Here is a 16,203-nt window from a genome sequence, read left to right as displayed (position 1 = left end):
GATATCTGACATTCTTTCGACGGAATAGAACGTATCGCTGAGGGCGTCAAAGGAGCACGTCCATGCCTGCTTATTCGATCGTCATCCTTGCTATCTATCTCGGTTTCGGCCTGCTCGAGCTGTGGCGCTCAAACCTCTTCGCCAAGGACGAGCAGACCCGCGACGACGGCATCGTCGAAGCGGTCAGCATGGCGATGCTGCTCGTCGTGACGCAGCCGATGATCTTGTTTGCATCCGCTGCCCTGATGGGATGGGTGGCACCCGAATGGGCCGGCGCACTCTCCGGGCTCAATGTCCTGGTCGCGGTTGCGCTGTTCCTCGTTCTAGACGACATGACACAATATTGGTGGCACCGCGCGAGCCACAGCTTCCCGTGGCTCTACAACCTTCACCGCGCGCACCACAACGCACGCTACATGTCCATGCGTCTCGTCTACCGCAACAACCTGTTTTATTACGCTATGATGCCGGGCCTGTGGCTGTCTGGCGTGCTGATCTATCTTGGCCTCGGTTGGGTCTATGCGGGCTACCTGATCGTCAAGATGACCGTCATCATCGGCGCGCATTCGGACGTCGCCTGGGACAAACCGCTTTATCGGATCAAATGGCTTTCCCCGGTGATGTGGCTGGTCGAACGCACGATCTCGACGCCTGCGACGCACCACGCGCACCATGGCCGCCACGCCGACGATCCGGCGGTCAATTACAAGGGCAATTACGGGAACCTGCTGTTCTTTTGGGATGTGCTTTTCGGCACGGCCAAGATCACGCGGACCTATCCGGAGAGCTACGGCGTCGAAAACCTCGCGCCCGCGACGCTTGGTCAGCAACTGATGTGGCCGGTGTTTCCGGAAAACAAGGCCAAAGAGGTTGGGGAGAGGACAGCCACGAGACCCGCTTGAGGGTTGCTGTCCCAGAGGGAGGCGGCCGGGGCGAGGAGAGCGTCCCGGCCGTTTTCCATCGGCACAACGTACTCTACTCGTGAGAAAAATTGGGTGGACCGTTAACTCTCACGCGTTACAATTTCTCCGAAATCATATTTCGTGGGGGGTCGTATCGTGAAAGTGCTGAATCGCGCGTTGTGCGCAACCTTGCCGGCTGCTGTGCTGCTCGCAGCCCAACCTGTCCTTGCCGGTGCTACCGCTGACTTTTCCGGATGCGACGGGCTGAAGAAGCCCAAGAGCAAAGATGACGGGATGCGCGGCGAGGCTACGATGCCCTCGTTCAAGACGGCATCACCGCAAGGCGTCATCTCGCGTTGCACCGCGGCACTCGGACGAAAGGAGCTGAAAGAGCATCAAAACCTGCGCCGGGCCCATCTTTTGCGCGCCCGCGCCTCAGCATATCTGGCCAAAGGAGATGCGGCGAGCGCGCTTGCCGATCTCGATGCAGCCGAAAAAGAGCTGGCGAGTTATCGAGGCGAGTTCTTTTTCGAACGCAGCATGGGTGTATCGCTCGATCTGCTCCGGGCCATCGCCTACAGCCGGATAGGACGAGGCGAAGAGGCGCTAGCTTTGGCCGAAGCGGCGGAGTCCGTGCGCCCCTATGCCTTGCAGGTCCAGATGACCTCGACTCTGCTGCGCGACGTCCATGCAAAAGAAGGGACACCCAAGGCCGAAGTCTGGCGACGACTCGGTCAGATCTCACCCGGTGCACGCGAGGCGGCGCGTATCCGCGTCGCCATGGAGGGGGAACCCGCAGAGGTTGTTCTGGCCATGTCGGAGCAGGCGGGGGAGGAGCGTCCGACCTATCAATCCCAGCCCAACCTGATGGCACTTATCGGCGGTGGTGACATTATGCCTGCTCTCCAGTCCTGGCTTTCTTCCTATGGGCGCGGAGCCGATATCGCCTACGCTCGAGCAGCGACCGGTCATGTCGACGAAGCGCGCCTGCGTTTGACCGAACTCAACGAAGCCGTGGCGGCGAATACCCGGAAAAGGGCCGAGGGGGAAGGCGAGGTACTCGGCCTCGACGCGTTCGCAGCGCCCTTGCTAATGAAGTATGACGAGCAACACCTTGCCAGTCGAAAGGCACTCGTTGAGGCTCGCATCGCGCTTTGGGAGGGGCGGCCCGAGGACGTCAATTCCCTGCTCGATGGCCACGGTTTAAGCGCGAGCGTTCAGTCGCTCGAACTCTATGGTGAGTATGAACGCGCCCGGGTCGAGGCTCCCGATAGCTTATCCGCATTGCCGACCCTGGGGCCTGCCCCTGCGCCCTCTTTGCCGAATCTTTCGGCCCTCCCCGAAACACTGCTGATCCGCCCCGAAGATCCGCGCAGACTTATCGACTACAAGAAGTCGCGGCCGGACGTGCTCGGCGGTTTGGTAGGGGGAGTGCTATCGATGGGCTTCAGCCTGTTGGGCGGTTTCGAACGCACGAAAGGCTTCCAGTCCGAAACGCTCGAAAATGGCCTTATCAAGGTAGAGTACAATGGACAGACTACTTCCGCGCCGATGGTGCAGGAGATGACTTTGCTGCGCGCAGCCGAAATCGCCCGTGAGCAGGGCCATTCCTTCTTCCTTGTCCATTCGCGCAGAGACTACGGTGTTTACTGGGGCACGAGCTGGGAGCGCACGCTCACCGGCTACAAGACCGTCTTCGAAATCGAATTACTCGACGAGGCCAACGCGTCTGACGAGGCACTCGATGCGGTTGCCGTCATCGACACGTTGGGACCGATCTACTACTCGGACGAGGCCTGAGCGAACTCGGGCCGTGTTGCGCGGTGGGTTACTCAATTATCCCCGTCGCCTTGCCCGCGTTCTCGAACATCTTGAGGATCGTTTCGACTTCCTCGCTCGAATGCTCGGCGCACAGCGAGCAGCGCAGTAGAGTCATGCCCGCAGGTGTCGCAGGTGGGCGCGCGAGATTGACGTAAAGACCCTCTTTCAAGAGAGCCTCCCACATCATCGCCCCGCGCTGGAGATCGGGCATGATGACGGCGATAATCGCGCTTTGCGGTTCCTGCGTTCCCAGCTCGAAGCCGAGATCGAGCAGGCCTTTATGCAAGCGCTTTGAATTCTCCCACAGATGCGCGCGCTTGTTCCCGCCGTGCATCAGCTTGCGGATCGAGGTCGCCGCCGTCGCCACCACGCTCGGCGGGAGGCTGGCGGTGAACACGTAAGGACGGCACACCAGCCGCATGATGTCGAATTTTGGATGGTTGGAAACGCAGAAGCCCCCGACCGTCCCGACGCTCTTCGAAAAGGTACCGATGATGAAGTCGCAGTCATCGATTATGCCCTGCTCTTCGCAGACGCCGCGACCGTTCTCGCCGATAAAGCCCATTGAATGCGCTTCATCGACCAGCACCATCGCGCCATATTTCTTGGCGATCCCGACCATTTCCTTGAGCGGCGCAACATCGCCCAGCATCGAATAGACGCCTTCAAGCACGACCAGTTTGCCTGCGTCCTCGGGTATGCGCTTGAGGCGTTTTTCCATCGCTTCGATATCGTTGTGACGGAAGGGCACGATCTCGGCGTTGCCCATCGCGCAGCCATCGTAAATCGAAGCATGGCTGTCGATGTCGAGTACGACGTAGTCGCCCTTGCCCGCGATCGTCGAGATAATGCCGAGATTGGCCTGGTACCCGGTCGAGAAGACCATGGCGTGGTCCATCCCGTAAAATTCCTTGAGCGCGTCCTCGCACTCTTTGTGGCCCTGGTATGTGCCATTGAGAACGCGGCTTCCTGTCGTTCCCGAACCGAAGTCGGCGAGCGCTTGCTTGCCAGCATCGATGACATCAGGATCGAAAGTCATGCCCATGTAATTGTAGGTTCCGAGCAGGATCGTGTCGCGCCCGTTGCAGATTGCGCGGGTGGGCGACAGCACCTTCTCCATGACGAGGTTGTACGGATCCTCGACCCCGCTCGCCAGCAGCGTTTCGCGGGTGTTGATGATGTCGTCGAACTTGGAGAACAGGTCTTTCGTGCCGCCTTCCAGTTCGGTCGGCTGGTCCGCCTGCGCGATGCCTTCGCTCATGAATCGGCCTGCAGTTTGTGAACGGCGGAAACGAGCTGTCCGTAATTCTCGATTTCGGCCTGCTGGTTCATGCTGATGATGATGTCGAACTCGTCTTCGATCTCGGCCACGAAATCCATCACGGTGAGGCTATCGAATTCCAGGTCGTTCTGGAAGGTCGTGCCTTCGCTGATCTCGATGCCCTTTTTGTTGAAGGGCGCGATCAGGGCGCGGATGCGCGTGTCGACTTCGGCTTCGGTCATGGTCGGCTTGCTACTTTCTGTTCCACTCTGTCTGGCATTTGCCATGGCAATACGGCTGCAAAGCGGCTGTGGACGCAGCTTGTCAAGTTTTCGCACTGCTGGCAGGTTCCCGGATGGTGCAATTTTGGGGGTGAGGTGGCGTGACAAAAGAAGGCCTCGACAAAACGGATGGGCCACCCGGCGACGCGGCAGACTGCCCGCCTGACTACTCGGCCAATGCCATTCACCTTTGCCGAACTGCGCAGATCAACACGCTCACTCTTTCGCGCATGGCAGACCAGAAGGCGAATATTCTGATCGGCGCAACTTTCGTTGTGTTTTCGCTCTCCGTGACACGCCTGATCGGAAGTGAAATCACGATTGCTACGATCTCGCTCGCGCTGACTGCCTTTACCTCTTCGCTCTTCGCCGTGCTTGCTGTTTTGCCGACAACGAAATCCGTCGCGGCCAGTGATCCGCACTTCAATGTCCTGTTCTTCGGACATTTCACCCAGGTCGATGAAGAAGAATGGAAACGCAATCTACTCAAAGAACTTGAAGACGACGAGGCAGTGTTCAGGACAATGCTGCGCGATATCTACCAGAACGGGCAGATCCTCCATCGTCGGAAGTACCGATTCCTTGGATACGCATACCGCATATTCCTCTCGGGCCTGTTGATCACGATGATCATCTATGCTGCTGAGTATTTCAACGAGCTCGCCTAGAGCGGAAGCAATTCCTTCACTGCATTCATGAAGGGCATGATCGAAACGGGTTTCGCAAGGTAACCCGATGCTCCGGCAGCACGAATGCGTTCTTCGTCGCCTTTCGCGGCAAAGGCAGTGACAGCAAGTACAGGGATCTCCGAAAGTTTCAGATCGCGCTTCGCAGCCTCTATCAGGTCGACGCCCGATACGCCGGGCAACTGGATGTCCATTATGATGAGATCGGGCGAGACCGAACGCGCTGTTTCAAGCACGATTTCCCCATCGGCCACCGGTTCGACGGCGAATCCATTTGCTTTCAGCACGTCGCAGAACAATTTCCTGTTGAGGTCGTTGTCCTCGACAACCATAATTCGCTTTATCACATGCGCCCCGTTATTGCGTCCATCAGCTAACTACCCCGACGAAGAGGCTGCTACAATCCCGCATCCTTACCAAGATTCGAACCATTCCGGCGCTCTGCCGGCACCCACGCTTGCGCTTGCTGCGCTCGGTTGGGTGCTGGAGGATGATGACCGCGCCCAGCGATTTCTGAGCCTGACAGGACTCGACCCGGACACTCTCAGGGCCGGGCTGGGTGATTCGTCTGTACTGGCAGCGCCGCTCGACTTTCTCGCCAACCACGAACCCGACCTGATCCGCGCGGCAGAGGCGCTTGCCGTCACGCCCGAGGAACTGGTCGCCGCCCGACAGGAACTGTCCCGATGAGCCGCCCTCTTATCATCAGCGATTGCGACGAAGTGCTGCTGCACATGGTCGCCCATTTCAAGGAATGGCTCGAAGAGAGCCAAGGCGTCGATTTCAACCTCGATGGTGCCAATTTCGGCGAGGCGCTGCGCTGGCAGGAAACGGGCGAGTTGCTCGAGGCCTCCGACGTCTGGAAAATGCTCGGCGGGTTTTTCGATACCGAGATGGGGCGTCAGAAACCGATCGATGGCGCAGTCGAGGCGATCAACACACTGTCCGAGTATGCCGATGTCGTAATCCTCACAAATCTCGTCGACGAGCGCCGCGACATGCGCGCGGAACAATTGGAAGCGGTGGGTATAAAGGCCCCTGTATTTACCAACCAGGGACCGAAGGGGCCGGCGCTCGAGAAGATTATCGCCGAATTCCAGCCGAGCCGTGCGGCGTTTATCGATGACTTGCCGCAGCACCATCATTCGGTCGCCGAGACCGCGCCCCATGTCGTGCGTTTGCACATGTGCGGAGAACCCTTGATCGCCGGCGCGATCGATTGCGCGCACAAGGCAGGACACGCCGATGCCCGGATCGACCGTTGGTCCGAAGCGTTGCCTTGGCTGATGAATAAACTGGAGGGGATCCCCGCATGAGTATCGAAGCACGTCTGGAGCAACTCGGAATTGTCCTGCCGGAAGCGGCCGCCCCGGTCGCAAGCTACGTCCCTGTCGTCGTGCAAGGCGGTTTTGCCCATGTGTCTGGCCAGCTCCCGTTCGTCGATGGGAATCTCGTCACCGGGCGGCTGGGCGAAGATGTGAGCCTTGAAGAAGGGATGGCAGCCGCACGCGCCTGCGGGTTGATGATCCTTGCTCAACTGAAGTCCGCACTCATCCCGCTCGACAAGGTGGAGCGGATTGTGAAGCTCGGCGCTTTCGTAAACTCGGCCGGCGATTTCACCGACCAGCCCAAGGTCGCGAATGGTGCATCCGACCTGATGTTCGACGTCTTCGGGGAAAAGGGCCGCCACGCAAGAGCAGCGGTCGGCGTCCCGGTCCTGCCGCTGGGCGCTGCGGTTGAAGTGGATGCGATCATCGCCATCGCCGGATGACGCGACCCAAGGCTCCCGGCTGGCTTACCAAATGTGAATATGCCCATCGCGGGTTGCATTCTGACGGCGTGCCTGAAAACTCGCTTGCGGCTGCCGAAGCGGCCATTGCAGCCGGGATGGGCGTCGAATGCGACATCCAGCGGAGCGCCGATGAGCCGGTGGTTTTCCATGACTGGGACCTGTTCCGGCTGACGGGCCAGCACGGCGAGACCGAAAGCATGACGGCCAAGGAACTCGGCCGGTTTCGCTATTCGGGCAGCGAGGAAGCTCCTGCCACATTGACGCGGCTGCTTGAGCACATCGCCGGGCAAGTGCCGCTCCTCATCGAGATCAAGTCCAAGCGCGGCTACGATGTCGAGCGCACGTGCAGTGCAGTCCGCGACCTTCTTCAATCCTATGAAGGCGAGCACGCGGTAATGAGCTTCGACCCGCGCGTCGCGCGATGGTTCAGGAGAAACTCCCCGCAAACGCCCTGTGGTCTCGTCATGCGCGAAGACGAACATGGCTACACACAGAAAGCATGGCAGAGGCGGCTGGCCTATTGGATCGCTAAGCCGGATTTCCTCGCCTACCATATCGCGGCCCTGCCGAGCCGATGGGTCGCCGGACTGCGCGCAAAGGGGCTTCCGATCCTCACCTGGACGGTTAACTCGCCAGAGACCCGCGCGCGCGCGCTGCTGCATGCCGATGCGCTTATCAGCGAAGGGGAAGGGCTGGCGTGAGCGAAGACGATCCTGCCCGCAATGAGCTTACTGTGCGTCTCGCTCCGCTCGTTCGCCAATTCGATGCCGAGGAATGGAACGCGCTCGGCGGTAACCGCAATCCCTTCGTCAGTCACGAATTCCTGACCGCGCTCGAAGACTCCGGCAGCGTCGGCGAAGGAACCGGCTGGGATCCTGTGCCGATCGTAATTACCGATGGCGACGACAAGCTGCTCGCCGCAATGCCGAGCTATGCCAAGGGGCACAGCCAGGGCGAATACGTGTTCGATCACTCTTGGGCCGACGCATTCCACCGGGCCGGCGGGCGCTACTATCCCAAGCTCCAGATCGCCGCACCCTTCACGCCGGCGAGCGGACCGCGCCTGCTGCTGTCGGATAGATCCCTTGCGCCGCACCTGCTTAGGGGCGCTGAAGCGGTATGCTTGCAGAACGGCCTGTCTTCCGCTCACGCGACCTTTATCGAGCCGGAGCAGGTTCCGTTGTTCGAGGCGGCTAACTGGCTGATCCGCAACGATATCCAGTTCCACTGGCTCAATCGCGACTACGCTACATTCGAGGATTTTCTCGGCGCGCTCTCCTCACGCAAGCGAAAGAATCTCCGCAAGGAACGCGCGGCTGCCAAAGCGGGAATGCGAATCGAAAGATTGACCGGCGACGATATCAAGCCGGAGCACTGGGACGCGTTCTGGATATTCTATCAGGACACCGGAGCCCGCAAGTGGGGGACGCCCTATTTGACCCGAGAGGCGTTTACCCTGCTCGGCGAACGCATGAGAGAGAAGATCGTTTTGATACTCGCTTATGCCAATGACATGCCGATCGCGGGCGCGCTCAACTTCATCGGTGAGGAGGCGCTATATGGAAGATATTGGGGCTGCACGCAGGATGTGCGCTTCCTGCATTTCGAGCTGTGTTACTATCAGGCCATCGATGTTGCGATCGAGCGCGGCCTGTCGCGTGTAGAAGCTGGCGCCCAGGGTGGTCACAAGCTGGCCCGCGGATATGAACCGGTCCAGACCCATTCCGCCCACTGGATCGCCGACCCCGGCGTTCGCGAAGCGATCGCTGAGTTCCTCGAGCGCGAACGCGAGGGTGTGGCGACCGACCAGGTTTTCCTCGGCGAGCGAACGCCTTTCAAGAAAGATTAGGCAGCTTTACGACGTTCGTCGGCAAGCCACTGACGCGCACGGCGCTGGGCTTCGGCGATTTCGCGAGCGGTCATTTCATCCGATATGTCTGCGCGGCACCAGCCGGCTTCTTCGTGACCGCGCGAAGCGGCAATATTGAACCATTTGTGCGCTTCGATGAGATCGCAGGTCACCCCGTTTGACCCGGTCGAAAAAGCGACACCCAAATCGAACAGCGCAGCCACGTCCCCGCCGGAAGCTGCGGCAAGACAATGTGCGACGACCAGATCGGTCTCGGCATTGGTAACCTGTTCGAATTCACCTCCGTTGAGCGGCGTGAGTTTCATGTAGCATTCCCCGTTTTCTGCCGGTCCAGCCCCCAATTGCGAACCGTGCAGACCCAGAACTTGCGGATCATGGTCAACAATTGGTTAACGCTGAGGTGAATTTTCCACCGTCGAAGGCAACGGCTTGGCAATTGTCTGCTGCTATTCCGTCGCCCGAAGACACATTTGAACAGGTTGGGAAAAAAGCATCGTGCAAACGCCTTGTGCGCCGGATGGACCTTCCGTATAGGCCCGCCAAGTGACGACTTGCCGAGGTGGAACGACGCAAACGGAAATGTCCGGGCGTTGGTAGAGGAAGGTCTTGCGCGAAGTGTTTGGGACAAGAGGATCTCATGGCCACGGCGGCTTCTAAAGAAACAGAAATTCTCGAAAACGCGAAAAGCATGCTTCCGCCGGATTACACGCCGAGCGAAGACGAAGAATATATGAACGAGCTGCAGCAGGCATATTTTCGAATGCTGCTGATCGAATGGAAACGCTCGATCCGCGATGCAGCCGAAAACACCCTGCAATCGCTCGCCGACGGGCCAATCCGCGAGGCGGATCTCAACGACCGCGCTTCCAGCGAAACCGATTGGGGTATCGAGCTGCGCACCCGTGATCGCCAGCGCAAGCTTGTCTCGAAGATCGATGCGGCTCTGCGTCGCCTGGATGAAGGCGAATACGGCTATTGCGAGGTAACAGGTGACCCGATCGGTTTGCGACGGCTGATTGCGCGCCCTGTTGCGACAATGACAGTCGAGGCACAGGAAGCGCACGAGCGCAACGAAAAGATCTCCCGCGACGACTAGAGAGCCGTTGCACCGGGGGCCTGTCTCCGGGCATGGATTCAGTCTCCTGCTTTCTCCCGTATCACTTTGGGACGCGGCCACCATCTGCACCGGTTCGGTGCTTCTCCTTTACGGTTCGTTTACCTAGAATTCCTAGCGCTCGCTTGCGCGCAGATGCGATGTTTTCGCCGCTGTGATGCAGGTCGCAAAATAAACGAATCGAGCCCAAGGAGGCCATCCGACGATGTCAGGTCTTGAAACACGCACAGTGTCACGTGACAGCTTGTTCCAGCTTGCGCAGGTTCAGGTCGAACAGGACGAAGAAGCGCACAAGGTCCGCGTCCGCAACTTGTCCGACGGCGGAATGATGGGCGAAGGCAACATCCGTGTGCAGCGCGGCAACCGTCTCAAGATCGAATTGCGCAATGTCGGCACGGTAGAGGGCAGCGTTGCCTGGGTTCAGGACAACCGCTTCGGCATCGCATTCGACGAGGAAATCGACTCCCAGCTTGCGCGGAAACCCGCGGGCACGACCTCGCCGCCGGATGCGCAAACTCTCGAACGCTCATGGCGCTACCGCGCGCCGACGCCACCCGATCCGACCTCACTGCGCAAGATCTGAAGACACGGGGCTCGTGCAGCCTGTTGGAAAGCGCTGACCCATTCGCGGCAAGCTGCTAAGCGCCGCTATGTGAAGCGATTCATTCTCCCTCTGTTGACCGTGCTGACCATAAGCGCGTGCGGACCCTCGAACGGCTCGGGGCCCGTCGACGTCGCCATAATCGGCGATCCTGAAAGCCTATTCCAGCAAGGCGTGCGGCTTTCCCCGGCAGCCCAGCACCTACGCGCAGCGTCATTCGAAGGGTTGGTTGCCCTGGATCCCGCGGGACAGATCGTGCCTGCAATCGCGGAACGCTGGATCGTGACCGATGATGGTCGCAGCTACATCTTTCGTCTGCGCAACTCGACATGGCCCGATGGGGAGCCCATCACCGCTCAGGACATTCGATCGCTGCTGCGCGATACGATCGCGCGGCTCGAAGGCACATCGCTTGGGCTCGATCTCGCCAAAGTGACGGAGGTTAGGGCAATGACCGGTCGCGTGGTCGAGTTGCGCCTGTCGAGCCCGATGCCCGAATTCCTGCGTCTGCTCGCCCAACCCGAACTCGGCTTCGTCAAGAACGGCAGCGGAGCAGGCCCCATGGTGGCGTCGCGCGATGAAGAAGCTCCTGTGGCGAGACTGAGCGCATTGCCGCCCGAGGCACGTGGGCTTCCCGCTCGGGAAGATTGGGAAGAAACTGCACGGGTTATTTCGGTTCGTGCCCTTCCGGCCGAGAACGCGGTGGAAGCATTCGCAGATGGAGAGGTCGATCTTCTTCTGAATGGACGACTTTCGAGCTTCCCGCTCGCGCAACTCGGGCCTCTTTCGCGCGGCGCGATCCAGGTCGACCCGGCGCAAGGCTTGCTTGGGTTGGCAATCCGCAACGACAGCGGCGTGCTCGCCACTGCGGCCCGTCGCGAGGCGCTTTCCATGGCACTTGACCGCGAGGCACTGATCCAGCCCTTCGGTCTGGGCGGCTGGCAGCCCACGACCTGGATCATCCCGCCCGGCCAGTTCAGCACGCCCGCCTATCCTGCATCGCGCTGGGCAAATCTATCGCTCGACGAACGCCGCGCCATAGCAGCGAGGCGCATTGCCGAATATCGTTCGGCGAGCGGAGAAGACGTGGTCTTGCGAGTCGGCCTGCCGGAGGGTCCGGGCAGCGATATCCTGTTCGAGCAGTTCGAGCAGGCATGGAACCGTATCGGAATCCAACTTGTCAAGGTGAGGCCAGGCGCGGGCGCCGATCTAGAACTGCGGGACCGCCTGGCGCGCTATTCGTCGCCTCGCTGGTATCTCAACCAGTTCAACTGCGAGCTTGAAATCGGCCTGTGCGCACCCGAAGCCGATGCACTTGTGCGTCAGTCTCTCTCGATCACAGATCCGGTCGCGAAAGAGCGCATACTCGCCGAAGCGCACGCGGCAATGGTTGAAGAAGAGGTCTTTATCCCGCTCGGCGCCCCAGTCCGCTGGTCACTCGTACGCGGTGCCGTGAACGGCTATGTCGCGAACCAGTGGGGCCTCCACCCCTTGTTCCCGCTTTCCCAACCCACCACATAAGGGCGGCAAGGAGTACACATGAACGGCCCCGAACGACCGCAGGTCCTGAGTCTGCAACTGACGAGCGGCACCGATCCGGCATCGGTTCGCGCACGCGTCGAAGCGGTGGAAATGCTGCTTGAGCGCAGCTTGCGCATTCCCGGCGTAAACATGCCGATCGGACTGGATGCGATCATAGGTCTCGTTCCTGTCGTGGGCGATATCGTCACCGCCGCGCTTGGCGCCTATATCGTTTGGGAGGCGCGCAACCTCGGCATGTCGAAATTGCAGCTTACGCGCATGGGGGCCAACGTTGCTTTCGACTCCGCGCTCGGTTTGATCCCGCTCGTGGGCGATGCGGCCGATTTCGTATTTCGCTCCAACACGCGCAACCTGCGGATCATCAAGAAGCACCTCGACAAGCATCATCCCGAGACACGGGTGATCGAGGGGTAATTCCTTTTCGGAAGCTGGCGCGCTAGGGGACGGGCATGGCCGAAAACGTCACCTATACGAGCTATCTCGACCTACCGAAGATCCTCGACGCGCAGCATCCCGCCTCGGGCGCGCATGACGAGATGCTCTTCATCGTCGTCCATCAAGCCAGCGAGTTGTGGCTCAAATTGTGTCTGCATGAATTGGCGGCGGCTCGCGGATGCATTGAGGCGGACGATTTGCGTCCGGCGTTCAAAATGCTCGCCCGCGTCGCGCGCGCGCAGCAACAGCTCATCCAAAGCTGGGATGTGTTGAGCACGATGACCCCGCACGATTACTCGCGCATCCGCCCCCATCTCGGCGCTTCGAGCGGATTCCAGTCACCGCAATATCGGATGATGGAATTCATGCTCGGCGGTCGCGACCAGAAACACATCCGCTTGCACGAAAAAACCGGTCGCTGGTCACAACGGCTGGAAGCCGAAACCAAGCGAGACAGCCTTTACGATGCGTCGATCCGGTTGCTGTCCAGACGTGGCTTCAAAATCGATGCGGAAATCCTGGAGCGCGATAGCGATGCGCCCTACTTGCATAATGCGAGCGTTGAAGCGGCATGGGCCGAAATCTATCGCGATCCGCAGGCGCATTGGGATCTCTACGAGCTGGCAGAAAAACTCGTCGATCTCGAATACCATTTCCAGCGATGGCGGTTCGGTCACCTGAAAACGGTCGAGCGTATTATAGGCTTCAAGCGGGGCACGGGTGGGACGCCGGGCGTGCCTTATCTCGAAGGCGTGCTCAAACAAGCGTTTTTCCCCGAATTGCTGAGCGTGCGGACCGCGATATGAGCAGGCGTATCTGGGACATCTCGCAGCTGCTCGGGCCGGAGCTTCCGGTCTGGCCCGGCGATACCGCTTTCCGGCAAGAGGGCACATGGAAGATGAGAGAAGGCTCGCCGGTCAATGTTTCGGCGATCACCATGTCCACCCATTCCGGCGCGCATGCCGACGCTCCTCTCCATTATAGCGAGACTGCGCCCGATATCGCGACAGTCGATCTTGAGCCTTATCTTGGCGAGTGTCTCGTCATCGATGCACGCGGTGTTGGCGCGCTGATCGGCGTTGAGGACCTGCCTCATTTGCGCTCGGCAGACCGTGTCTTGTTTAGGACATTCGAGCGATTTCCGCACGAAAAGTGGGACGATGCAACCACCGCGATAGCGCCCGAGACGATCGAGTGGCTAGCGGTGCAGGGCGTAAAGCTCGTCGGGATCGACGGTCCTTCGATCGACCCTCAGGATTCCAAAACGATGGAGGCGCACAAGACGGTGCTCAAGCACGACCTCCGGGTGCTCGAAGGCCTCGTCCTCGATGACGTACCCGAGGGGCGCTACGAACTCATCGCCTTGCCGCTGCCGATCGCCGGCGGCGATGCCTCGCCCGTTCGCGCCGTGCTGCGAGAATTGGCATGACCGAAAACAGATGGGAGCGGGCCCGCGAGCTTGACGCCGCCGATCCCCTGAGCGGTTTCCGCGAACGCTTTTCGTTGCCCGAAGGGATAATCTATCTCGATGGCAATTCACTGGGTGCGCTTCCCAAAGCGACCCCGGAGCGAATGCTGCAAGTCATCGAAGAAGAGTGGGGCGAGGGTCTCATCCGGTCATGGAACGATTCAGGCTGGTTCGAAATGGCCAGCCGCATTGGCGGCAAGATCGCGCCACTGATCGGCGCGAGCCCCAACGAAGTGATTGCCTGCGACAGCACCAGTGTGAACTTGTTCAAACTGATCGCCGCAGCGCTCGACATGCAGACCGGCCGAAAAGTCATACTCTCCGAGCCGGGAAACTTCCCTACCGATCTTTACATGATTGCGGGGCTCGAAAAACAGGGACTCGCAGAACGCCGCCTTGCGGACCGCGCCAGCCTCACCGACGCTATTGATGGGGACGTCGCCCTGCTGATGCTTACCCACGCGCATTACAAGACCGGCGAGCTGTTCGACCTGGAACTGCTCACAAGAGCGGCGCATGAGGCGGGTGCGATGGTTCTGTGGGACCTGTCGCACAGCACCGGTGTGTTGCCGGTCGATCTCAACGCAGCAAATGCCGATTTCGCGGTGGGATGCGGGTACAAGTATTTGTGTGGCGGCCCTGGAGCGCCCGCCTTCGCCTTTGTCGCGGAGCGTCACCATGCGGATCTTGCACAGCCACTGACCGGCTGGTTCGGACATTCAGCGCCCTTTGCCTTTTCCGACGACTACGACGCCGCGCCTGGGATCGAGCAACTGCTCTGCGGTACGTCGCCCGTGCTTGGCCTCGCCGCGCTCGAAGTGGGAATCGACCTGATCGCGGGAATAGGCGTAGAGCGCCTGCATCAGAAGTCGCGCGCGCTCTCCGATTTCTTTCTCGAGTGTATGGAGGAGAGTGGCCTTGAGTTGGAACTCGTCAGTCCGCCGAACAGCGGCCAAAGGGGAAGCCAGCTTTCGTTCCGGCACGAGCACGCGCACGCCATCTGCCAGGCACTCATCGCGCGCGGTGTTATCGGAGACTTCCGAGATCCGGACATTTTGCGATTGGGCTTTGCGCCTGCCTATCTTCGTTTCCGCGATATGGTCGAGGCAGTTGGCCATCTCGGTGAAGTTCTCGGATCCGGCGAATGGCGGAAGTCCGAATTCAATCGGCGTGCCGTCGTGACCTGATTTCGCGAAATTCCCGACCCGACTTATCAAAGTATAAGGCGCGATCCCCCGGTACAGCTACGCACCTCGCATAGGGAGGTCGCGAATGCTGAAATTTTCACTCAGGTTCGTTCCCGATGATCAGACGAGCGAGACGACTTTGTCGTTCAATGCCCACTCGACCGCGGGCGCGCTCGATGCGGCCAAGCGCGTCGCGGAGGGTAATTGGGCCGATCTTTACCAGGGCAATGACCTCATTTGCCGGCTGCAGCTGGCCGAGGAAAACGGTCTCTGGCGTGTGATTTCCGCTAATACAAAGAGCGGCTGCTGATTGGTTTCAGGCAGCGTTGCTCCGATCCAGTTAGAATGAGGCTTGTCCACGGCTGGCGCAGAAGTCGCGGATAGGCCTCGCCCCGCCGGGTCCTACCACCCGGCGGGGCACCTGGACCCACTGGGCGTTCAGAATTCCGTCTTGAACCAGTCGATATCCAGATCGTGGTAACGATCGCGAAACTGGCCGAGTTCCTCCAGACCGTGCTTGTCGAGAAATTCGATTTTCCCGCTATCGCGCCGAATTAGCCCGGCATCGGTCATTTCCTTGAAAAGCCGATTGACCTGGACGACGGTGAGCCCGATCGCATCGCCCATCTGTTCCTGGGTCAGCATGGGGTTGCATGAGGACGCGTCCCCTTTGGTCGTCAGGTTTTCCCGAGCTGAAATCTCGAGCAACAGTGACGCCAACCTGGCTCGTCCGCGTGTCCTGCCGATCGAGACGAGCCGATCGTTGAGAATGGCGTTTTCCAGGGCTGCAAAAGTGTAGAATACCGCCGCGACACGAGGCAGCTGGGTAAACGCATTTACAAGATTTCTGCGAGGGAAAACGTAAATCACAGCCGCAGTGTTCGCAGTGATCGACTGCGTCGCACGCTCGAACGGGATATTTGCCGTGCCCATGATGTCGCCAGGAAAATAGAGACGCGTGATTGCGCGCTGCCCGTTGGGAAGTTCTTGCGAGGCGAAGAGGCGTCCTTCCTCAACGATGAAGAGCTGGTCCGGGTCCTCAAGCTCGCTGGTTACGATGGAAGAACCGGCGGGGTATTCTCGCTTGACCGATGCAAGGTCGCGAAACGCCTGTTCCTCCTCCTCGAGCAGGTCGGCGATCTGGCCATATTTCGCTAGCAGGTGCTGCACTGTACCCCCTTCCCGAAACTGCAAGCGCGGCTTGCGCCTTTCCGCTGGAAAGGTCGAGTCAAATCAACACATC

The 16,203-nt window shown here is 59.8% G+C and carries 21 protein-coding genes; 16 read left to right on the top strand and 5 right to left on the bottom strand.

Translation table 11 applies throughout. From position 1 onward, the window contains the following. The first annotated feature begins 62 nt into the window (after positions 1–62). Both FIU90_RS01130 and FIU90_RS01125 read left to right on the top strand, forming a co-directional pair. A complete protein-coding gene (locus tag FIU90_RS01130) occupies positions 63–902 on the top strand; it encodes a sterol desaturase family protein (protein WP_152433104.1) in 840 nt (279 codons plus the stop codon). Between the two features lie 156 nt (positions 903–1,058). After that, entirely contained in the window at positions 1,059–2,702 is a 1,644-nt protein-coding gene (locus FIU90_RS01125) for a hypothetical protein (RefSeq protein ID WP_152433103.1), read from the top strand. A gap of 28 nt (positions 2,703–2,730) precedes the next feature. On the opposite strand, the gene FIU90_RS01120 is transcribed toward FIU90_RS01125, so the two are convergent. Both FIU90_RS01120 and FIU90_RS01115 read right to left on the bottom strand, forming a co-directional pair. Continuing rightward, on the bottom strand, positions 2,731–3,984 hold the full coding sequence (locus FIU90_RS01120; RefSeq protein WP_152433102.1) for an aminotransferase class I/II-fold pyridoxal phosphate-dependent enzyme: 1,254 nt from the start codon (positions 3,982–3,984) through the stop codon (positions 2,731–2,733). Continuing rightward, on the bottom strand, positions 3,981–4,226 hold the full coding sequence (locus FIU90_RS01115) for an acyl carrier protein (RefSeq protein WP_152433101.1): 246 nt from the start codon (positions 4,224–4,226) through the stop codon (positions 3,981–3,983). The genes FIU90_RS01120 and FIU90_RS01115 overlap by 4 nt, the downstream gene beginning before the upstream one ends. 140 nt (positions 4,227–4,366) lie before the next feature. Between FIU90_RS01115 and FIU90_RS01110 the strand changes: the two genes are divergently transcribed. Then, entirely contained in the window at positions 4,367–4,933 is a 567-nt protein-coding gene (locus FIU90_RS01110; protein ID WP_234029576.1) for a Pycsar system effector family protein, read from the top strand. Here the strand turns inward: FIU90_RS01110 and FIU90_RS01105 are convergent. After that, the gene (locus FIU90_RS01105; protein WP_152433100.1) at positions 4,930–5,298 is read right to left on the bottom strand and encodes a response regulator; all 369 of its coding nucleotides are present in this window, start codon (positions 5,296–5,298) and stop codon (positions 4,930–4,932) included. The genes FIU90_RS01110 and FIU90_RS01105 overlap by 4 nt on opposite strands. Positions 5,299–5,353: 55 nt before the next feature. On the opposite strand from FIU90_RS01105, the gene FIU90_RS01100 reads away from it, so the two are divergent. From FIU90_RS01100 to FIU90_RS01080, 5 genes are read left to right on the top strand one after another with little or no spacing between them, the layout of a single operon-like run. Further along, positions 5,354–5,641, top strand: coding sequence for a DUF3572 domain-containing protein (locus FIU90_RS01100; RefSeq protein ID WP_152435624.1), 288 nt, complete (start codon positions 5,354–5,356; stop codon positions 5,639–5,641). Further along, on the top strand, positions 5,638–6,267 hold the full coding sequence (locus tag FIU90_RS01095) for an HAD family hydrolase (RefSeq protein ID WP_152433099.1): 630 nt from the start codon (positions 5,638–5,640) through the stop codon (positions 6,265–6,267). The genes FIU90_RS01100 and FIU90_RS01095 overlap by 4 nt, the downstream gene beginning before the upstream one ends. Then, positions 6,264–6,722 carry a RidA family protein gene (locus tag FIU90_RS01090; RefSeq protein WP_152433098.1) on the top strand — a complete coding sequence of 153 codons (459 nt, stop codon included), beginning with the start codon at positions 6,264–6,266 and terminating at the stop codon, positions 6,720–6,722. The genes FIU90_RS01095 and FIU90_RS01090 overlap by 4 nt, the downstream gene beginning before the upstream one ends. Then, positions 6,719–7,444 (top strand): glycerophosphodiester phosphodiesterase family protein, encoded by a 726-nt coding sequence (locus FIU90_RS01085; RefSeq protein WP_152433097.1) that lies wholly within the window; start codon positions 6,719–6,721, stop codon positions 7,442–7,444. The genes FIU90_RS01090 and FIU90_RS01085 overlap by 4 nt, the downstream gene beginning before the upstream one ends. After that, positions 7,441–8,592: a GNAT family N-acetyltransferase gene (locus tag FIU90_RS01080; RefSeq protein WP_370515103.1), complete on the top strand. Its 1,152-nt coding sequence runs from the start codon at positions 7,441–7,443 to the stop codon at positions 8,590–8,592. Before FIU90_RS01085 ends, FIU90_RS01080 begins: the two co-directional genes overlap by 4 nt. Here the strand turns inward: FIU90_RS01080 and FIU90_RS01075 are convergent. After that, complete coding sequence (locus tag FIU90_RS01075) at positions 8,589–8,918, bottom strand: sel1 repeat family protein (RefSeq protein WP_152433096.1); 330 nt, start codon at positions 8,916–8,918, stop codon at positions 8,589–8,591. The two genes, FIU90_RS01080 and FIU90_RS01075, sit on opposite strands and share 4 nt — an antisense overlap. Positions 8,919–9,250: 332 nt before the next feature. On the opposite strand from FIU90_RS01075, the gene dksA reads away from it, so the two are divergent. From dksA to FIU90_RS01035, 8 genes are all read left to right on the top strand, one after another. Beyond that, a complete protein-coding gene (gene dksA / locus FIU90_RS01070) occupies positions 9,251–9,709 on the top strand; it encodes an RNA polymerase-binding protein DksA (protein ID WP_152433095.1) in 459 nt (152 codons plus the stop codon). Positions 9,710–9,932: 223 nt separating this feature from the next. Further along, the gene (locus FIU90_RS01065; protein ID WP_152433094.1) at positions 9,933–10,310 is read left to right on the top strand and encodes a PilZ domain-containing protein; all 378 of its coding nucleotides are present in this window, start codon (positions 9,933–9,935) and stop codon (positions 10,308–10,310) included. Between the two features lie 69 nt (positions 10,311–10,379). Continuing rightward, positions 10,380–11,849 (top strand): ABC transporter substrate-binding protein, encoded by a 1,470-nt coding sequence (locus FIU90_RS01060; protein ID WP_234029575.1) that lies wholly within the window; start codon positions 10,380–10,382, stop codon positions 11,847–11,849. An 18-nt stretch (positions 11,850–11,867) separates the two neighbouring features. Beyond that, positions 11,868–12,284: a DUF4112 domain-containing protein gene (locus FIU90_RS01055; RefSeq protein ID WP_152433093.1), complete on the top strand. Its 417-nt coding sequence runs from the start codon at positions 11,868–11,870 to the stop codon at positions 12,282–12,284. Between the two features lie 35 nt (positions 12,285–12,319). After that, positions 12,320–13,111 carry a tryptophan 2,3-dioxygenase gene (locus FIU90_RS01050; RefSeq protein WP_152433092.1) on the top strand — a complete coding sequence of 264 codons (792 nt, stop codon included), beginning with the start codon at positions 12,320–12,322 and terminating at the stop codon, positions 13,109–13,111. Next, complete coding sequence (kynB, locus tag FIU90_RS01045) at positions 13,108–13,734, top strand: arylformamidase (protein ID WP_152433091.1); 627 nt, start codon at positions 13,108–13,110, stop codon at positions 13,732–13,734. The genes FIU90_RS01050 and kynB overlap by 4 nt, the downstream gene beginning before the upstream one ends. Next, positions 13,731–14,960 (top strand): kynureninase, encoded by a 1,230-nt coding sequence (gene kynU / locus FIU90_RS01040; RefSeq protein WP_152433090.1) that lies wholly within the window; start codon positions 13,731–13,733, stop codon positions 14,958–14,960. Before kynB ends, kynU begins: the two co-directional genes overlap by 4 nt. A gap of 85 nt (positions 14,961–15,045) precedes the next feature. Next, positions 15,046–15,270 carry a hypothetical protein gene (locus FIU90_RS01035; protein ID WP_152433089.1) on the top strand — a complete coding sequence of 75 codons (225 nt, stop codon included), beginning with the start codon at positions 15,046–15,048 and terminating at the stop codon, positions 15,268–15,270. Between the two features lie 128 nt (positions 15,271–15,398). Here the strand turns inward: FIU90_RS01035 and FIU90_RS01030 are convergent, their stop codons facing one another. Beyond that, positions 15,399–16,130, bottom strand: a complete 732-nt coding sequence (locus FIU90_RS01030) for a Crp/Fnr family transcriptional regulator (protein ID WP_172970141.1) — start codon at positions 16,128–16,130, stop codon at positions 15,399–15,401. Positions 16,131–16,203 lie beyond the last annotated feature (73 nt).

This window comes from Erythrobacter sp. THAF29 (assembly GCF_009363635.1).
In the GTDB taxonomy this organism is placed as follows: Bacteria; Pseudomonadota; Alphaproteobacteria; order Sphingomonadales; family Sphingomonadaceae; genus Erythrobacter.
This window is presented reverse-complemented; position numbering and strand designations above follow the sequence as displayed.

Excerpts from the sequence above, each read along its gene's own strand:
- FIU90_RS01090 (WP_152433098.1), top strand. The coding sequence starts at position 6,264 with ATGAGTATCGAAGCACGTCTGGAGCAACTCGGAATTGTCCTGCCGGAA.
- FIU90_RS01075 (WP_152433096.1), bottom strand. The coding sequence starts at position 8,918 with ATGAAACTCACGCCGCTCAACGGAGGTGAATTCGAACAGGTTACCAAT.
- kynU (WP_152433090.1), top strand. The coding sequence starts at position 13,731 with ATGACCGAAAACAGATGGGAGCGGGCCCGCGAGCTTGACGCCGCCGAT.
- FIU90_RS01130 (WP_152433104.1), top strand. The coding sequence starts at position 63 with ATGCCTGCTTATTCGATCGTCATCCTTGCTATCTATCTCGGTTTCGGC.
- FIU90_RS01120 (WP_152433102.1), bottom strand. The coding sequence starts at position 3,984 with ATGAGCGAAGGCATCGCGCAGGCGGACCAGCCGACCGAACTGGAAGGC.
- FIU90_RS01095 (WP_152433099.1), top strand. The coding sequence starts at position 5,638 with ATGAGCCGCCCTCTTATCATCAGCGATTGCGACGAAGTGCTGCTGCAC.
- FIU90_RS01115 (WP_152433101.1), bottom strand. The coding sequence starts at position 4,226 with ATGACCGAAGCCGAAGTCGACACGCGCATCCGCGCCCTGATCGCGCCC.
- FIU90_RS01035 (WP_152433089.1), top strand. The coding sequence starts at position 15,046 with ATGCTGAAATTTTCACTCAGGTTCGTTCCCGATGATCAGACGAGCGAG.
- FIU90_RS01055 (WP_152433093.1), top strand. The coding sequence starts at position 11,868 with ATGAACGGCCCCGAACGACCGCAGGTCCTGAGTCTGCAACTGACGAGC.
- kynB (WP_152433091.1), top strand. The coding sequence starts at position 13,108 with ATGAGCAGGCGTATCTGGGACATCTCGCAGCTGCTCGGGCCGGAGCTT.
- FIU90_RS01085 (WP_152433097.1), top strand. The coding sequence starts at position 6,719 with ATGACGCGACCCAAGGCTCCCGGCTGGCTTACCAAATGTGAATATGCC.
- dksA (WP_152433095.1), top strand. The coding sequence starts at position 9,251 with ATGGCCACGGCGGCTTCTAAAGAAACAGAAATTCTCGAAAACGCGAAA.
- FIU90_RS01065 (WP_152433094.1), top strand. The coding sequence starts at position 9,933 with ATGTCAGGTCTTGAAACACGCACAGTGTCACGTGACAGCTTGTTCCAG.
- FIU90_RS01050 (WP_152433092.1), top strand. The coding sequence starts at position 12,320 with ATGGCCGAAAACGTCACCTATACGAGCTATCTCGACCTACCGAAGATC.